The sequence below is a fragment of the Pseudomonas medicaginis genome, from assembly GCF_965119365.1.
Classification (GTDB): Bacteria; Pseudomonadota; Gammaproteobacteria; order Pseudomonadales; family Pseudomonadaceae; genus Aquipseudomonas.
The window spans coordinates 3,563,356-3,578,976 of record NZ_OZ221631.1 but is presented as its reverse complement, the minus strand read 5'-3'; the positions used below and the strand labels follow the sequence as shown (position 1 = coordinate 3,578,976).

General features: G+C 63.2%; 11 protein-coding genes. 10 read left to right on the top strand and 1 reads right to left on the bottom strand.

The genetic code is table 11. The annotated features are described in order from the left end of the window. Positions 1-25: 25 nt before the first annotated feature. Complete coding sequence (locus ACMTA2_RS15740) at positions 26-1,741, top strand: ATP-binding cassette domain-containing protein (RefSeq protein WP_413790712.1); 1,716 nt, start codon at positions 26-28, stop codon at positions 1,739-1,741. 133 nt (positions 1,742-1,874) lie between these two features. On the opposite strand, the gene ACMTA2_RS15735 is transcribed toward ACMTA2_RS15740, so the two are convergent. Further along, positions 1,875-2,243, bottom strand: a complete 369-nt coding sequence (locus tag ACMTA2_RS15735) for a DUF6124 family protein (protein WP_413790711.1) — start codon at positions 2,241-2,243, stop codon at positions 1,875-1,877. Positions 2,244-2,844: 601 nt separating this feature from the next. Between ACMTA2_RS15735 and ACMTA2_RS15730 the strand changes: the two genes are divergently transcribed. The 9 genes from ACMTA2_RS15730 (at position 2,845) to ACMTA2_RS15690 (ending at position 15,474) form a co-directional block, all read left to right on the top strand. Next, positions 2,845-3,804, top strand: a complete 960-nt coding sequence (locus ACMTA2_RS15730; protein WP_109756072.1) for an AAA family ATPase — start codon at positions 2,845-2,847, stop codon at positions 3,802-3,804. A 9-nt stretch (positions 3,805-3,813) separates the two neighbouring features. Further along, positions 3,814-4,758 (top strand): DUF58 domain-containing protein, encoded by a 945-nt coding sequence (locus ACMTA2_RS15725; protein ID WP_413790710.1) that lies wholly within the window; start codon positions 3,814-3,816, stop codon positions 4,756-4,758. Beyond that, complete coding sequence (locus ACMTA2_RS15720; RefSeq protein ID WP_413790709.1) at positions 4,755-5,249, top strand: DUF4381 domain-containing protein; 495 nt, start codon at positions 4,755-4,757, stop codon at positions 5,247-5,249. The genes ACMTA2_RS15725 and ACMTA2_RS15720 overlap by 4 nt, the downstream gene beginning before the upstream one ends. After that, on the top strand, positions 5,242-6,321 hold the full coding sequence (locus tag ACMTA2_RS15715; protein ID WP_413790708.1) for a vWA domain-containing protein: 1,080 nt from the start codon (positions 5,242-5,244) through the stop codon (positions 6,319-6,321). The genes ACMTA2_RS15720 and ACMTA2_RS15715 overlap by 8 nt, the downstream gene beginning before the upstream one ends. Further along, the gene (locus ACMTA2_RS15710) at positions 6,318-8,054 is read left to right on the top strand and encodes a tetratricopeptide repeat protein (RefSeq protein WP_413790707.1); all 1,737 of its coding nucleotides are present in this window, start codon (positions 6,318-6,320) and stop codon (positions 8,052-8,054) included. The genes ACMTA2_RS15715 and ACMTA2_RS15710 overlap by 4 nt, the downstream gene beginning before the upstream one ends. Then, on the top strand, positions 8,051-9,688 hold the full coding sequence (locus ACMTA2_RS15705) for a BatD family protein (protein ID WP_413790706.1): 1,638 nt from the start codon (positions 8,051-8,053) through the stop codon (positions 9,686-9,688). Before ACMTA2_RS15710 ends, ACMTA2_RS15705 begins: the two co-directional genes overlap by 4 nt. A 304-nt stretch (positions 9,689-9,992) precedes the next feature. After that, positions 9,993-11,237, top strand: a complete 1,245-nt coding sequence (locus tag ACMTA2_RS15700) for an exonuclease SbcCD subunit D C-terminal domain-containing protein (RefSeq protein WP_413790705.1) — start codon at positions 9,993-9,995, stop codon at positions 11,235-11,237. Then, entirely contained in the window at positions 11,234-14,875 is a 3,642-nt protein-coding gene (locus ACMTA2_RS15695; RefSeq protein WP_413790704.1) for an AAA family ATPase, read from the top strand. Before ACMTA2_RS15700 ends, ACMTA2_RS15695 begins: the two co-directional genes overlap by 4 nt. After that, the gene (locus tag ACMTA2_RS15690) at positions 14,872-15,474 is read left to right on the top strand and encodes a glutathione S-transferase (RefSeq protein WP_413790703.1); all 603 of its coding nucleotides are present in this window, start codon (positions 14,872-14,874) and stop codon (positions 15,472-15,474) included. The genes ACMTA2_RS15695 and ACMTA2_RS15690 overlap by 4 nt, the downstream gene beginning before the upstream one ends. Positions 15,475-15,621 lie beyond the last annotated feature (147 nt).

Genomic DNA, 15,621 nt, shown 5'->3' with positions numbered 1-15,621 from the left:
ACACGAACCAACCAGGAGCGAGTACATGCACAGCATTCACACAATGATAAAAAACTCCTATAGAAAACACACAAAACTCCTAGCAGTGACCATCGTCACGATCATCGCACTCAAACTCATCATACTCGCCCCGCCCCTGTTACTTGGAACCATCATCGACACCCTGCAAGGCAACAGAAATCCAGCATCCAGCACGCTGCTCGCCCTGACGACGGGCCTGATCGTCGCGGGATGTATTCATGCCATCATCACTCCGCTGCAAGTCCATGCGCTGTCCAAGCTGGTACAGAGCATTATCATGAATGCGTCCATCGAGTGGATCACCGAACTCATGGGCAAGGAATTTTCGCTATTCAACTCCTGGAGAATCGGCCACTTCATCAAATCGGTCGAGCGCGGAATTACTGCTCACGAACAACTGCTGACGTTCATTGTGACCATTGCGCTCCCCGTACTCTTGGAGTTCATAGTTGTTGGGGTGGCTTTTATTTATATTGGGGGCAGTGAAATTTTTTTGAGCATGACGGCGCTCGGAATCATCTATCTGGCTATTACCCATAAAATCATCAGATGGCGGAGAAAGCACATCGACGCAGTCAATGAACAGGAAGATGAATTAAGTGCCCACCTCTACAACACCCTCAACGCGGGGAAAGTCATAAAACTGGAAAGCACCATACCTACGGCCCTGCGCCCGTTGAACACAGCGTTCGGAAGCTATGCCAACGCTGCGGTGACAACAGCATCATCGGGCGGCCTGCTGAGCACCGCCAAGATATTGTTCGTAAGCCTTTCCACTGGGGGATTGCTCTACTGGGGCGTCGTGGACCAACTGTCGGGGCAGCCCAGTATCAGTGTCGGGCAGTTGGTTGCCATTTTTTCAATCGCAGGGAGTTATCTGCTCAGTATTTCAACATTGACTGAAGGGTATCGTGTTCTTGATCAGTTCCTTGCAGACCAGCGTCAATTTCAGGGTCTGTTATCACTTCCGGATTTCGATCGCAGCGATCAGCTGGCGTGGGTCGATTTCCAGCGGTCCTCAGTCCTGGAACTCGGACCCTGCGAAGTAGCAGGAACGGGACCGCTTCGCCTGTCTATCAAGCGCTCCCTGGCATTTACTCAAGGGCAGTCAGTGGCCGTTACGGGCCCTAGTGGCGCAGGCAAAACCACTTTTCTGGAGGTCCTCGCCGGGCTTGATGCATCAAAGCGAGACCAGCTGAGTATCGACTCGGTACCGGTCTCACTTTTGACCGGTCAAACTCACTTGGACGCCTTGAGATACTGCCCCCAACAACCACGGTTTCTGGAAGGCCCCTTTGAACAATCGGTTCTGTTCGGAGGCAGCGCATCGCCAATTTTGTCTAGAGCCATACGGCAATTGGAGCTGGATGAAATCGTGTCAACAAGGCAGGTCAGCGAAAATGCTTCGAATATCTCCGGAGGTGAAGCCAAACGCCTATCGCTGCTGCGCCTGATCAACAAGCCCGGAAAATTCAATTTGTTCGACGAGCCAAGCGCATCCATCGAACCCAGGCTGACCACGCCCCTCTGGGACCTCTTATTCGACGTTTTTGCCAGGCAGGGGTTGATATGTGTCACCCATGACATTGACCACCTGCATCGATTTGACCGGGTTATTGTGATGCATGATGGGGCCATCGTGGACGATGGTCCGTGGCGGGAGCTGATCGACAGGCCAGCAGTCAAGCTGCTGGTGGATGAGATTCGGATGCAGAACTAGCGAAAGACGGTGGTGGATCTGCTGCCGTCATCGCGAGCGGGCTCGCTCCCACATCGGAGCTGTGACAACACTCAGATCCTGGGCCTCCCACAGGTTTTGCGACAGGCCCAGGATTTAAGGAATGCCACAAGGGCTATGTCGGCTGATGGGTTTCGATGTTGTCCAGTGCACGGTTCGCCAGCAGGCTGCCCAGTTCGATCAGTTGCTGAATGCCCAGGAGGAAATGCCGGCGTGAACCGTCCAGGTCGAAAGCCAGGTCATTGACCATGGCATTGGCCGAAGCCAGGGTTTCGCTGAGGTTGGCAAGCAGGCTTTCGGTGTCGATGTCTTTGTTGACGGTGAAGAGTTGGCCGGGGGCTGGATCGGATTCGGTTTTGTTCGGCTTGGGGTTCAGGTAATGGTCGAGGACGCGGTCGGTGGCTTCGTCGTGTTTTTGGGACTTGGTTTTTGGGCGCGGTGAGGTTGGTTCGGTGTTCGGCGGGTTTGGAGTTGCTTTGAACATTGATAAAGCTCCAGGTGAGAAATTGGAGCCATCCCTCTCGCTACCAAACGAATGGGTGATGGCCATACGGAGGTTGGTAGACCGGTCACCTGACAACCCGGCGCATCCGAAGACGCCCTACGCATGGCCACCATAAAACAGAGGGCGAAGAGCCCCTTGCATTCAATGGACTGCGCGTCAGGAGAGCCGGGCTACCAAACCCGATCGCTGATTCATCAGCGACCCGGAAACGATAGAATCTGCCTCCCAAGCGCACAAGCCGGCGGATTCTGGCGCAGTCGTAGGCAATGGCGCAAGACAACGTAGCCCGATACAGAACACTCCTACATCCGGATAAACACCCCTTCACTTTGTGAGTGCTTCGCACTGGAGCGCCAGCCCGGTCAAGCGGGAGCAAGCTCCCTCGCCACGGGGTAAGTGCGCCTGTCCGGGAGGATTCATGGCAAGCAAACCCACTCCCACAATCTTTCCAAGCCGATCACAATTCACACGGCCAATCAAAATCCCGTTAGTCGCCACCCCCCGCCATGCATTAAAGTAACGCCCCCAGCCCCGGCGTTATCCGAACGCCTGGGGCCACCCTTTCCAGGAACAGTCACCGATGGAACATCGTGAAGCGCTGCTGGCGCTGCGAACCTTTCTTTCAACGCAGATTCTCGGCCAGGAAAAACTCATCGAGCGCCTGCTCATCGCCCTGCTCGCCGACGGCCACATGCTGGTGGAAGGCGCGCCCGGGCTGGCCAAGACCAAGGCCATCAAAGAGTTGGCCGAGGGCATCGAAGCGCAGTTCCATCGCATCCAGTTCACCCCCGACCTGCTGCCCGCCGACATCACCGGCACGGAGATCTATCGCCCGGAAACCGGCAGTTTCGTGTTCCAGCAAGGGCCGATCTTCCACAACCTGGTGCTGGCGGACGAAATCAACCGTGCCCCGGCCAAGGTCCAGTCGGCCCTGCTCGAAGCCATGGCCGAGCGCCAGGTCAGTGTCGGGCGCAGCACCTATGAACTGTCACCGCTGTTCCTGGTGATGGCCACGCAGAACCCGATCGAGCAGGAAGGCACCTACCCGCTGCCCGAGGCCCAGCTCGACCGATTCCTGATGCACGTCAAGATCGGCTTCCCGGATGCAACGGTGGAACGCCGTATCCTGCAGCAGGCCCGGGGCGAAGCGCTGAACGGCGAGACCAAGCCCGAACGCCGCGTGAGCCAGCAGGCGATTTTCTCCGCGCGCAAGGAAATCCTCGGGTTGTACATGGCCGACGCCGTGGAGGAGTACTTGGTGCAACTGATCATGGCCACCCGCAACCCGGCCAAGTTCGACCCGGAGATGGCCGAGTGGATCGCCTACGGCGCCAGCCCACGGGGTTCCATCGCCCTGGATCGCTGTGCCCGCGCCCACGCCTGGCTGGCCGGCCGTGATTTCGTCAGCCCGGAGGACATCCAGGCCGTGCTGTTCGACGTGCTGCGCCATCGCATCATCCTGTCGTTCGAAGCCGAGGCCGCCGGCATCGACCAGGATCGGGTCGTGCAGCGGATTCTCGACGTCGTCGCTGTCGCTTGAGCATGAACCATGAATAATCCCTTGGCGCCCGCACCGGGCATCCGTGTCAGCCTTTCGGAGCTGATCGAGATGCGCCATCGCGTGCGCGAGGTGCAGTTGTTCTCGACACCGGGCCAGCGCAGCCCGCTGATCGGCCTGCACCACTCCAAGCTGCGCGGGCGCGGGGTGGATTTCGACCAGGTGCGGGTCTACCAGGCCGGCGACGACGTACGCACCATTGACTGGCGCGTCACCGCCCGGACCCAGGAGCCCCACACCAAGCTGTTCCACGAAGAACGGGAGCGACCGATTTTCATCATGATCGAACAAAGCCACCGACTGTTCTTCGGTTCGGGGCTGATGTTCAAGTCGGTGCTCGCCGCCCAGGCCGCGAGCCTGATCGGCTGGGCCGCGCTGGGGCACAACGACCGGGTCGGCGGCCTGGTGTTCGGCAATAACACCCACTACGAGGTCAAGCCGCGGCGCAGCAAGCAGAGCCTTCTGCAATTGCTCAATCGGTTGGTGCGGGTCAACCAGTCACTGCACACCGAAGGCGAGCCGGACCGCGACTCGTTCGGTGTCGCCCTGCGTCGGGCCCGAGAGGTGCTGCGACCCGGCAGCCTGGCGATCGTGATTTGCGACGAGCGTGCATTGTCCGACAGCGCCGAGCAGCAATTGAGCCTGCTGTCGCGCCATTGCGACCTGTTGCTGCTGCCGCTGTCCGACCCGCTGGATCACGCCTTGCCCGCCGCCGGCTTGCTGCGCTTCGCCCAGCGCGATGCCAAACTGGAACTCGACACTCTGAATTTCGAACTGCGCCAGGCCTATCGCGCCCAGGCCGACGCCCGCCAGGAACGCTGGGAACTGCTGGCGCAGAAACTGCGGATCCTGATGATGCCCCTGAGCACCCAGGGCGACATGGTCGAGCAACTGCGCGAATACCTGAACCCCAAGCGGGCCGGAAAAAGCCGATGAGCAGCCTCGATCAACTGCAGCCGTTGATGGCCCCGCCCCCCATCGGTTTCTGGCCGCCCGCGCCGGGCTGGTGGTTGCTGCTGGTGGTGCTGCCGCTGCTCGGTCTGGGGTTGTGGCAATTGCGGCGGTTCATGCCCGCCAAGCGCGCCACGGACCGCAGCGAGCAACCCCTGGACCCGTTGCGCCTGGCCGCCCTGGCCGAACTCGCCCGCCTGCCCAAGCCCTACGACGGCGCACCGGCCGGTGCCTGGTTGCAACAGCTCAACGGCCTGCTCAAACGCCTGTGTCGCAACCACTACCCCTACAGCCAGAGCCACACCCTCAATGGGCGCAAATGGCTGGCCTTCCTCGATAACCGTTGCCCGGCCGCCGGCCTGACGCGCTGGATGGTACTGGTGGAGGGCGCGTACAAGCCCGAATGCAAACTCGATGACAAAGCCATCGCCGGCCTGACCCAGGCGGTCGAAATCTGGATTCGCAAACATGTTTGAATTCGCCTGGCCGTGGGTGTTCGTCCTGTTACCGCTGCCCTGGCTGATGCGCCTGGTGCTGCCGGCGGCCGACAGCGGCGAGCCGGCGCTCAAGGTCAGTTTCCTCGCCGACCTGGAGGGTTTGGTGGGCCGTCGGGCCCGGGCCAACCTGCCGACCTGGCGGCAACAGGCGCCCTTCCTCCTGCTCTGGTTGCTGTTGCTGATCGCCGCTGCGCGACCGCAGTGGCTGGGAGAACCGTTGCCCATTGCCGCCAGCGGTCGCGACCTGCTGGTGGCGGTGGATGTCTCGGGCTCCATGGATTTTCCCGACATGCAATGGAAGGACGAAGACGTCAGCCGCCTCGCGCTGGTCCAGCATATGCTCGGGGATTTTCTCGAAGCTCGCGAAGGTGACCGGGTCGGCCTGATCCTCTTCGGCAGCCAGGCCTACCTGCAGGCGCCACTGACCTTCGACCGGCGCACCGTGCGTCGTTGGCTCGACGAGGCGCGCATCGGCATCGCCGGCAAGAACACGGCCATCGGCGACGCCATCGGCCTGGCCCTCAAGCGCCTGCGCCAGCGTCCGGCCCACAGTCGCGTGCTGATCCTGGTCACCGACGGTGCCAATAACGGCGGCGAAATCGATCCACTGACCGCTGCGCGGCTGGCCGCCGACGAAGGCGTGAAAATCTACCCGATCGGCATCGGTGCCGATCCGGAACAAAGCGGCACGGCGGGCTTTCTCGGCGTCAACCCGAGCCTGGACCTCGACGAACCAACGCTCAAGGACATTGCCCAGGTCACGGGCGGTCGCTATTTCCGCGCCCAGGATGGTAAGCAATTGCTGGCGATCAAGACCACCCTCGACCAGCTCGAACCGGTGACCCAGCAACCGACCCAGGCGCGCCCTGCCCTGGCGCTGTACCACTGGCCCCTGGCCGTTGCGCTGCTGTTGAGCATGTTGCTGGTGGCCCGGGCACGCTGGCCGGACAATCCGCTGCAACGCCTGCTCAACCAGGCGCTGTTCCAGCCGGCCCAACATACCGAGTGGCGCCAGCGGCTCAAGCGCCTGCGCTTGCGGAGGCGTCGATGATCGCCCTCTGGCCGCACTGGCTACGTCCCTGGTTCGTGTTGCTGCTGCCGTTGCTGGGCTGGTTGCTCTGGCAACTGTGGCACCGGCAGAAGCGAGTGGGCCGCTGGCAGATGATCCTGCCGCCGGCCTTCCACGCTGTACTGCTCAGTGGCGGCAGTGGCCGGGAAAGCCGACTGCCGTGGATTGCCCTGGGCCTGGGCTGGCTGTTGATCATGTTGGCGTTGCTGGGGCCGAGCTGGGCGCGGGTCGAACAGACCAGCCAGAAACCCGCCGACCCGCTGGTGGTGATCCTGGAACTGACCCCGGAGATGCTCGCCACCGATGTCCCGCCCACGCGCCTGGAACAGGCCCGGCGCAAAGTGCTGGATCTGCTGCACAATCGCAGCGATGCCCAGACCGCAATCATCGTCTATGCCGGCAGCGCCCACACGCTGGTGCCACTGTCCGACGACCTGGCCACCAGCACCAACCTGCTCGAAGCCCTCGCGCCGTCGATCATGCCCCAAGGCGGCCATCGCGCCGACCTGGCGGTTCATAAGGCCAAGGCCCTGCTGGACCAGGGTGAGCTCGGCCACGGCCGGATCCTGCTGATCGGCTCGTCGCTGAACGAACTGGAGCGCGAAGGCATCCGGCAGGTCCTGGAGGGGTCCGCCACGCAATGGCTGATGCTGGGCATCGGTACTCGCGAAGGTGCACCGGTGGCCCAGGAAGACGGCAGTTACCTCAAGGATGCCCAGGGCTCGATCCTGGTGCCACGCCTGGACAGCCCGGGCCTCAAGGCCTTCGCCAACGAGCTGGACGGCCGCTATCGCGCGGCGCGGTTGGACGACAGCGACCTGCGCGGCCTGGGCCTGCTGGACGGCCCTCGTCATCTGCTCAGCGATGGCCAGACGTTGCGCCTGGACACCTGGGCCGACCAGGGTTATTGGCTGCTCCTGCCCTTGTTGCTGCTGGCCGCCTGCGCCGGGCGTCGAGGCTGGCTGTTCTGCCTGCCGCTGCTGTTCGTGTTGCCGCAAACCGGTCATGCCTTCGAATTCCAGGACCTGTGGTTGCGCGCCGACCAACAGGGCCAGCACTTGCTCAAGCAAAAGCGTCCCGCCGAAGCCGCCGCCCACTTCGAGGACCGCCAATGGCAAGGCGTCGCCTTGTACGAAGCCGGCCAATACAGCGAAGCGGCCCGACGCTTCGCCGAAGGCAACGACGCCCGTGCGCACTACAATCGTGGCAATGCCCTGGCCAGGAGCGGCGAACTGGAAGCGGCACTGGATGCCTATGAACAAGCCCTTGAGTTGCAACCCGACCTGCGCCCGGCCCAGACCAACAAGGCCCTGGTACAGAGCCTGTTGAACGAACAGGCCTCACCGGCACCGGAACCCAAGCCCGCCGAAAGCGAGGAACCGGGCCAGGCCGAACAAGCGCCCAATAGCACTTCGACGAGTCAATCATCCGAACCGGGGCAGCCCTCCGCCGAGCCAACCGCGACGCCGGACGAATCCCAGCCCACACGCACCGCACAACCGCCCACCGCCCAGGATGTGCCGGGCAGCGAACTGCCCGACGAGCAGACCACTACGCCGCCGCTGCGCCCCGCCGCAGGCCAGCGCAATGAAGAAGAACAACGCCAGGCCATGGAGCAGTGGCTGCGCCAGATCCCGGACAATCCGGGCGAGCTGCTCAGGCGTAAATTCTGGTATGAACAGCAAAGCCATCAGGCCCAGGGAAAAACCCAATGACCCGCCTCACCGTCTACCTCCTCGTCTTGCTGCTCTGGGCCTCTGCCACCCAGGCTGCACAGCTGACGGCCAGTGTGGATCGCAGCCGCCTGAACTCCGGGGAAACGGTGGAGCTGACCCTGGAATCCAACGACGCCACGTTGTTCGGCAAACCCGACCTGGGCCCGCTCCAGGCCTTGTTCGATGTGCGCGGCACCCGCCAGGTCAACCAGTTGACGACCCTCGACGGCGAGAACCGCGCCACCACCCGCTGGATCGTCACCTTGCTGCCGCGTCGAAGCGGCACCGTGATCATTCCGCCCCTGCAACTGGGCGAAGTGAGCAGCCAGCCCATCACCTTGCAAGTGATCGAGAGCGAAACCCGCAGCGCCTCGGGGACCCTGGCCCCCGTGTTCATCGAGGCCAGCCTCGACCAGCGCGACGTGTACGTGCAGGCCCAGGCGATCCTGACCCTGCGCATCTACCATTCGGTGTCGCTGTACGACGACAGCAGCCTGACACCGCTGCACATCCCCGATGCCCGCACCGAACAACTGGGCGAATCGCGCACCTATGAAAAGGTCATCAACGATGTGCGCCACGGGGTGATTGAACTGCGTTATGGCATCTACCCGCAGCGCAGCGGCGAGCTGACGATTCCTGCCCAGACCTTCAGCGCCACCCTGGTCGAACCGGTGGCCAAGGACGCCGCTCCTTCAGGTCCCAAGCCCGGCCAATTGATGCGGGTAAGCTCTGAACAACTGCTGTTGAACGTCAAGCCCAAGCCCGCCAGCTACCCGGCCGACGTGCCCTGGTTGCCGGCACGCAGCCTGTCCTTGAGCGAAAGCTGGAGCCCGGAACCGACCCACAGCCAGGTGGGTGATTCCCTGACCCGCAGCCTGACCCTGGAAGCCGAAGGCCTGGCCAGCGCCCAACTGCCACCGTTGCCAGCCACCGAGATCAATGGCTTGCGTCGCTACCCGGACCAACCGGTACTCAGCAGCCGCAGCAGTGAACGCGGGCTGGTGGGCAGCCGCGAAGACCGCGAGGCACTGGTACCCAACCGCAGCGGCACCATCGAGCTACCGCCGGTGGAAGTGGTCTGGTGGAACACCCTGGAAGATCACCTGGACCACACCAGCCTTCCGGCGCGGACCCTGCAGGTGGCGAACAATCCAAGCCTGATGGTGGATACGCCGGCCGGTACGACGCAGATCGTGACGACGGTCGACAGCGAAACCCTGTGGTACTGGCAACTGAGCACTTTCCTCCTTGCCTGCACGACGCTGCTCGGCTTTGGCTTGTGGTGGCGCGCCCGTTGGCAGCCGGCAATCCTGCGCTCCACCCAGGCCGGGCCCAGCCCGCGCACCTTGCTGGACGACCTCAAGCGCACCTGCCTGGCCAACGACCCCCACGCCACCCGCCAGGCCCTGGATGCCTGGGCCCGCCAGCAGCCGGAGACCCTGGCCGACATGGCGGCGCGTTTCGTGCCCCTTTCCGATGCCCTGGACGGCCTCAACGGCGCACTCTACAGCGAGACCGGCCAGTATTGGCAGGGCGAAGACCTGTGGCGCGCCATCCGCACCATCCCGCCCACCGAAGGGGCGATGGATTCGGCCGCTGATTCGGGATTGCCGCCGTTGTACCCCAAGTAACTCACGTATTGATGCAGAGAAGTAAAGCCAGCCACAGTACCTGTGGCGAGGGGATTTATCCCCGCTGGGCCGCGAAGCGGCCCCTACACTGTCAACTCCACCAAACAGAAAATGGAGATGTAGGATTCCAAGGCTGCCTCGCAGCCTATCGGGGATAAATCCCCTCGTCACAGAGTTGACTCTAGACTTGACCGGTACATCCAACGAAGTTGAACAAGTCCTCCCCCCCGTTTCCCAGTAAACTCTCCTTCTTTTAGCCGCCCTTCTCTTCGCCGCGGCCATCATCTGTTTTCTGGAGTTTGCCTTGCGTCTGTTTCACACCTCCGACTGGCACCTGGGGCAAAACCTGCACGGCCAGGAGCGCGACTTCGAACACGCGTGTTTCCTTGAGTGGCTGCTGCGCCAACTGGCCCACGAAAAACCCGACGTACTGTTGATCGCCGGCGACATCTTCGACACCGTCAACCCGCCGGTCAAAGCCCAGGAGCGGCTGTACGATTTCATCGTCAGCGCCCATGAACAAAACGCCAACCTGACCATCGTGATGATCGCCGGCAACCATGACTCCGGCTCGCGTATCGAATTGCCAGCGCCGCTGATGCGACGCTTGCGCACCCATGCCCTGGGCCGGGTGTTGTGGCTGGACGACGGCCAACTGGACGTCGAGCGCCTGTTGTTGCCGCTGCCCGACGCCAAAGGCAAGGTCAAGGCGTGGTGCCTGGCGCTGCCGTTCCTGCGCCCCGCCGAGGTCACCGGCGCGCAGTTGGGCGATGACTACCTGCGGGGTATCGGGCAGGTGCATGAGTGGCTGATCGCCGCGGCCAACAGCAAGCGCAAGAAAGGCCAGGCGCTGATCGCCATCAGCCATGCCCACATGGCCGGCGGTTCGGTGTCCGAAGATTCCGAGCGCAGCCTGATCATCGGCAACGCCGAAGCCCTGCCCGCCAGCCTGTTCGGCCCCAGCATCAGCTACGTCGCCCTCGGCCATTTGCACAAGCCGCAGAAGGTCAACGGTGAAGAGCGCATCCGCTACAGCGGCTCGCCGATCCCACTGTCATTCTCGGAGATTGGCTACCAGCATCAGGTTCTCGACATCACCCTGGACGGCGAGACCCTGGTCAAGGTCGAGCCACGTCTGATTCCCCGGGCCGTCAACCTGCAACGCCTGGGCCCGGCGCCCCTGGCCGACATCCTTGGGCAACTCAAGGACCTGCCTGACATCGACCTGCTGGCCGACGTCCAGCGCCAACCCTGGCTGGAAGTGCGGGTGCGCCTCGACGAACCGCAGCCGGACCTGCGTCACCAGGTTGAAACCGCCCTGCAAGGCAAGGCCGTGCGCCTGGTGCGGATCGCCGCCGAGTACGCCGGCAACGGTGGCGCCGGCAGTGCCGATGACGGCAGCGCACTGGTGGAACTGGACCAACTCAGCCCGCAGGACCTGTTCAGCCGCGCCTGGCTGGACACCTACGGCAACGAAGTGGACGAACAGACCCTCAAGGACTTTGCCGTGCTGTTGCAAGACGTACAGATGGAGGGCGAGCAACCATGAAGATTCTCGCGATCCGCCTGAAGAACCTGGCGTCCCTGGCCGGGCCTTTTGAAATCGACTTTACCGCCGAGCCCCTGGCCAGCGCCGGCCTGTTCGCCATTACCGGCCCCACCGGCGCGGGCAAAAGCACGCTGCTCGACGCCTTGTGCCTGGCGCTGTTCGGCGCCGTGCCACGCCTCAACAACACCGGGCGTGACGCCAAGGTGCCGGACGTCGATGGCGAGATTGCCACGGGCGACCCGCGCACGCTGTTGCGCCGAGGCACCGGCGATGGCTTTGCCGAAGTGGATTTTCGCGGCATCGACGGGCGCCGCTACCGGGCCCGCTGGGAAGCCAATCGCGCCCGGGAAAAGGCCGGCGGCAAGTTGCAAGCCAGCCGCCAGAGCCTGCGGGACCTGGACAACGACCAGTTGCTGGCGAGCCAGAAAGGCGAATACAAGACTCAGCTCGAAGCCGCCCTGGGCCTGAATTTCGAGCAGTTCACCCGCGCCGTGTTGCTGGCCCAGAGCGAGTTCAGCGCGTTCCTCAAGGCCGATGACAACGACCGCAGCGAACTGCTGGAAAAACTCACCGACACGGCCCTGTATACCCGCCTCGGCCGCCGCGCCTTCGACAAGGCCAAGCAAGCCAAGGACAGCCACCGGCAGTTGCAGGACCAGGCCACCGGTGTCACGCCGCTGCCCCCCGAAACCCGGGCCGAGCTCGACCAGCGCTTCAACGAGGCCCAGCAACGACTCAAGGCCCAACAGGCGCAACTCAAGCAATTGGAGCAGCAACACACCTGGCTGCGTGACCTGGGCCTATTGCAGGACGAACACGCCAGTGCCGCCGAACAGCTGCAACAGGCCCAGGCCGAGTGGAACGCCCTGGCCGACGAACGCCTGAAACTGGTTCGCCTGGAACAGCTGGCACCCCAGCGCCATCAGTTCATCCGCCAGGCGGAACTGAGCCGACAGCTCGACCCCTTGGCCGTTCAGATCCAGCAGCTCACCCAGCAGCAGATCGACCTGCATCAACAGCAAACCGAACGGGAAGAAGGCCTGGGCGTCACGCAACTGGCGTTGGCCGAGGCCCGACAACAAAGCAACGACAGCGCGCCGCTGCTGCGCCAGGCCTTTGAAGAACACAGCACCCTCGCCCGCCTCATCAGTGACGCGAGCCAGGCCGCCGAGCGCCAGGAACAGGCCCAGCAGGCTTGCAGCGAGGGCCAGCGCGTCATCGACAGCCTGCTCGATCAGCAAAAGCAGGTGGCCGAGCGCTTGCAGCGAATCGCCATCGAGCTTGAACACAGCACACACCTGGCACCGCTGAGCGACGCCTGGAACGCCTATCGCGACCGCCTCCAACAACTGATGCTGATCGGCAATCGCCTGAACCAGGGCCAGGCCGAACTCGCCACGCTGGAACAAAGCGCCGCCCGCGCCGCCGAGGAATTGGCCGGCCGCCGGCAAGACCTCGAGGTGTTGTACAAGGAAGCCGACGCCGAGCCGGAGGCGGTGGCCGAACAGGTCCAGTTGCTCGGTAACCTGTTGCAAGACAACCGCAAGCAACTGCGTGCGTTCGAGGATCTGACGCGGCTGTGGGCCAGCCAGCAAGAGTTGGACAAACGTAGCGCCGAGCTTGAACAACGCCAGCAACGAGCGTTGCAGGAACGTGACCGACTGATGCGCGAAGGCGGGGAAGCCAAGGCCGAACTGACCATTGCCGAACAGACCCTGACCGTTACCCGCGAGCTGCTGGAGCGCCAGCGCCTGGCCCGCAGCGAAAGCGTCGAGCAACTGCGCGCACAGTTGCAGGATGAACAGCCCTGCCCCGTGTGTGGCAGTGTCGAGCATCCTTATCATCAGCCCGAAGCCCTGCTGGAAAACCTCGGGCGCTTCGATGAAACCGAAGAGGCCAACGCCCGCAAGGCCGTCGACCTGCTCAATGAAAAAGTCATCGACCTGCGGGCGCAATACAGCGGGGTCATCGCCCAGCTCAAGGAACTCAAACAGCAGCAGGAACAGCTCGCTAGCCAGCAACAGAGCCTGGCACCCAGCCTTGAAGCCCACCCGTTGTCGGCGCAACTGCTGGCTCAGGATGCGAGCAAGCGCGACGCCTGGCTGACCCAGCAGAACAGCCAATTGCACCTGCGCATCAGCCAGGACGAACAACGGCAAACCGCCCTCTTGACCCTGCAACAGGACGCCGCGCGCATGGGCCAGCGGCTGCGCGAGGCCGAAGCCGCCAGCCAACAGGCTTCACAACACCTGGGCAACCAGCAGCAAGCGCTGGCCCGCGACCGTCAGCGCCTGGACGAGGAGCTGAGCCACTTCAGCACCCTGCTGCCGGCGGACACCTTGCAGGCCTTGCGCAGCGAGCCCGCCGCGACGTTCTTGCAGCTCGACCAACAGATTGCCCAGCGCCTGGCGCAACTGGACCAGCAGCGTGACGAACTGAGCGAACAGCTCCAGCGCCAGCAGGCCCTGGAGAAAGAGCAGGACCGCCAGCAGACCCGAGTCCAACAGCTGGAAGCGGCCCGCCTGCACTTCATCGGCCTGAGCGGACAACAGCAAGCCAGCCAGGAGAAACTCGCGCAACTGCTCGGCGAACACATCAGTGCCGAACAATGGCAGCAACAACTCGATCAGCGCCTGGAACAGGCCCGGGAAGCCGAGGCGACGGCCAATCAGCAGTTGCAGCAATTACGCACCCGCCTGGTGCAACTGGCCGCCGAACTCAAGGCCCGCCAGGAACAGGCGCAATCCCTGGACCACGAACTGCAAGCGCTGGCCACGGGGATCGCGCAGTGGCGCACCGGCCATCCTGAACTGGACGATACCGCCCTTGAAGCCCTGCTCAGCCTGGACGAGCAACACATCGGCCCGTTGCGCCAGCGTTTGCTCAACAGCGAAAAAGCCATCGAACAGGCCCGCGTACTGCTCACCGAGCGCGAGCAGCGCCTGCACAACCACCAGGCGCAGCACAACGGCAACCTGGCGCCTGAGCAACTCGCCGAAGCCCTCACCGAGCTGCAGACTCAATTCGCCGCCAGCGAACAGCATTGCGCCGAACTGCGCGCCGAACAGGCCGAGGACCAGCGCCGGCAGAACGCCAACCAGGCCCTGGCCCAGCAAATCGAACAGGCCTATGCCGAGTATCAGCGCTGGGCACGTCTCGACGCCCTCATCGGCTCGGCCACCGGCGACCGCTTCCGCAAGCTGGCCCAGGCCTACAACCTCGACTTGCTGGTGCATCACGCCAATGCCCAACTGCGGCAACTGGTTCGCCGCTACCGACTCAAGCGCGGCGGCAGCATGCTCGGGCTGCTGGTGATGGACACGGAAATGGGCGACGAACTGCGCTCGGTGCATTCGCTGTCCGGCGGCGAAACCTTCCTGGTCTCCCTCGCCCTGGCCTTGGGCCTGGCCTCGATGGCCTCCAGCACATTGAAGATCGAATCGCTGTTCATCGACGAAGGCTTCGGCAGCCTCGACCCCGAGTCGCTACAACTGGCGATGGACGCCCTCGACGGCTTGCAAGCCCAGGGTCGCAAGGTCGCGGTGATCTCTCACGTGCAGGAAATGCACGAGCGGATCCCGGTGCAGATCCAGGTCCGTCGCCAGGGCAACGGGTTAAGTACGGTGGAAGTGAAATGAGCCGCGCCACGCTCTATTCCTTCCGCCGCTGCCCCTATGCGATGCGGGCGCGCATGGCCTTGCGCTACAGCGCTGTTGAATTGGAGATTGTCGAAGTCAGCCTGAAGGCCAAGCCCGCCGAGATGCTTGCGCTGTCCAGCAAAGGCACAGTGCCGGTGTTGCAGGTTGAGGGCCAGGTGATCGATGAAAGCCTGGAGATCATGGCCTGGGCGTTGGCCCGGCACGACCCGCAAGACTGGCGGCTGAAGGATGATCCTGAAGGCCAGGCGTTGACGGCCGCGCTGATCGAAGAAAACGACCACCGGTTCAAGCTTCATCTGAACCGCTACAAGTACCCCGAACGCTACCCTGAACAGCCAATGGAGCATTATCGGGCCCAGGGCGAGGTGTTCCTGGGCCGGCTGGAAACGCTACTTGAGATGCGATCATTCCTGGCGGCGGACCACCTGAGCCTCGCCGATGTGGCACTGATGCCATTCGTGCGGCAGTTCGCCCACGTCGACCGCGAGTGGTTTGCCCAGGCGCCCTATCGCCGGCTACAGGATTGGTTGCAGAGGTTCCTGGAGTCCGAGTTGTTTGTGGCGATCATGGCCAAGTAACGCCCTGCACAAAACCCTTGTGGCGAGGGGATTTATCCCCGCTGGGCTGCGCAGCAGCCCCAAAGCTACCCACTCGCTGCGTCAGGTTGATCCGGTTGTCCTTTGAGGGGGCTGCTGCGCAGCCCAACGGGGATAAATCCCCTCACC

Bases quoted from the DNA above. Each gene is read 5' to 3' on its own strand.
- ACMTA2_RS15720 (WP_413790709.1), top strand. From the start codon at position 4,755: ATGAGCAGCCTCGATCAACTGCAGCCGTTGATGGCCCCGCCCCCCATC.
- ACMTA2_RS15730 (WP_109756072.1), top strand. From the start codon at position 2,845: ATGGAACATCGTGAAGCGCTGCTGGCGCTGCGAACCTTTCTTTCAACG.
- ACMTA2_RS15690 (WP_413790703.1), top strand. From the start codon at position 14,872: ATGAGCCGCGCCACGCTCTATTCCTTCCGCCGCTGCCCCTATGCGATG.
- ACMTA2_RS15725 (WP_413790710.1), top strand. From the start codon at position 3,814: ATGAATAATCCCTTGGCGCCCGCACCGGGCATCCGTGTCAGCCTTTCG.
- ACMTA2_RS15710 (WP_413790707.1), top strand. From the start codon at position 6,318: ATGATCGCCCTCTGGCCGCACTGGCTACGTCCCTGGTTCGTGTTGCTG.
- ACMTA2_RS15715 (WP_413790708.1), top strand. From the start codon at position 5,242: ATGTTTGAATTCGCCTGGCCGTGGGTGTTCGTCCTGTTACCGCTGCCC.
- ACMTA2_RS15740 (WP_413790712.1), top strand. From the start codon at position 26: ATGCACAGCATTCACACAATGATAAAAAACTCCTATAGAAAACACACA.
- ACMTA2_RS15695 (WP_413790704.1), top strand. From the start codon at position 11,234: ATGAAGATTCTCGCGATCCGCCTGAAGAACCTGGCGTCCCTGGCCGGG.
- ACMTA2_RS15735 (WP_413790711.1), bottom strand. From the start codon at position 2,243: ATGTTCAAAGCAACTCCAAACCCGCCGAACACCGAACCAACCTCACCG.
- ACMTA2_RS15705 (WP_413790706.1), top strand. From the start codon at position 8,051: ATGACCCGCCTCACCGTCTACCTCCTCGTCTTGCTGCTCTGGGCCTCT.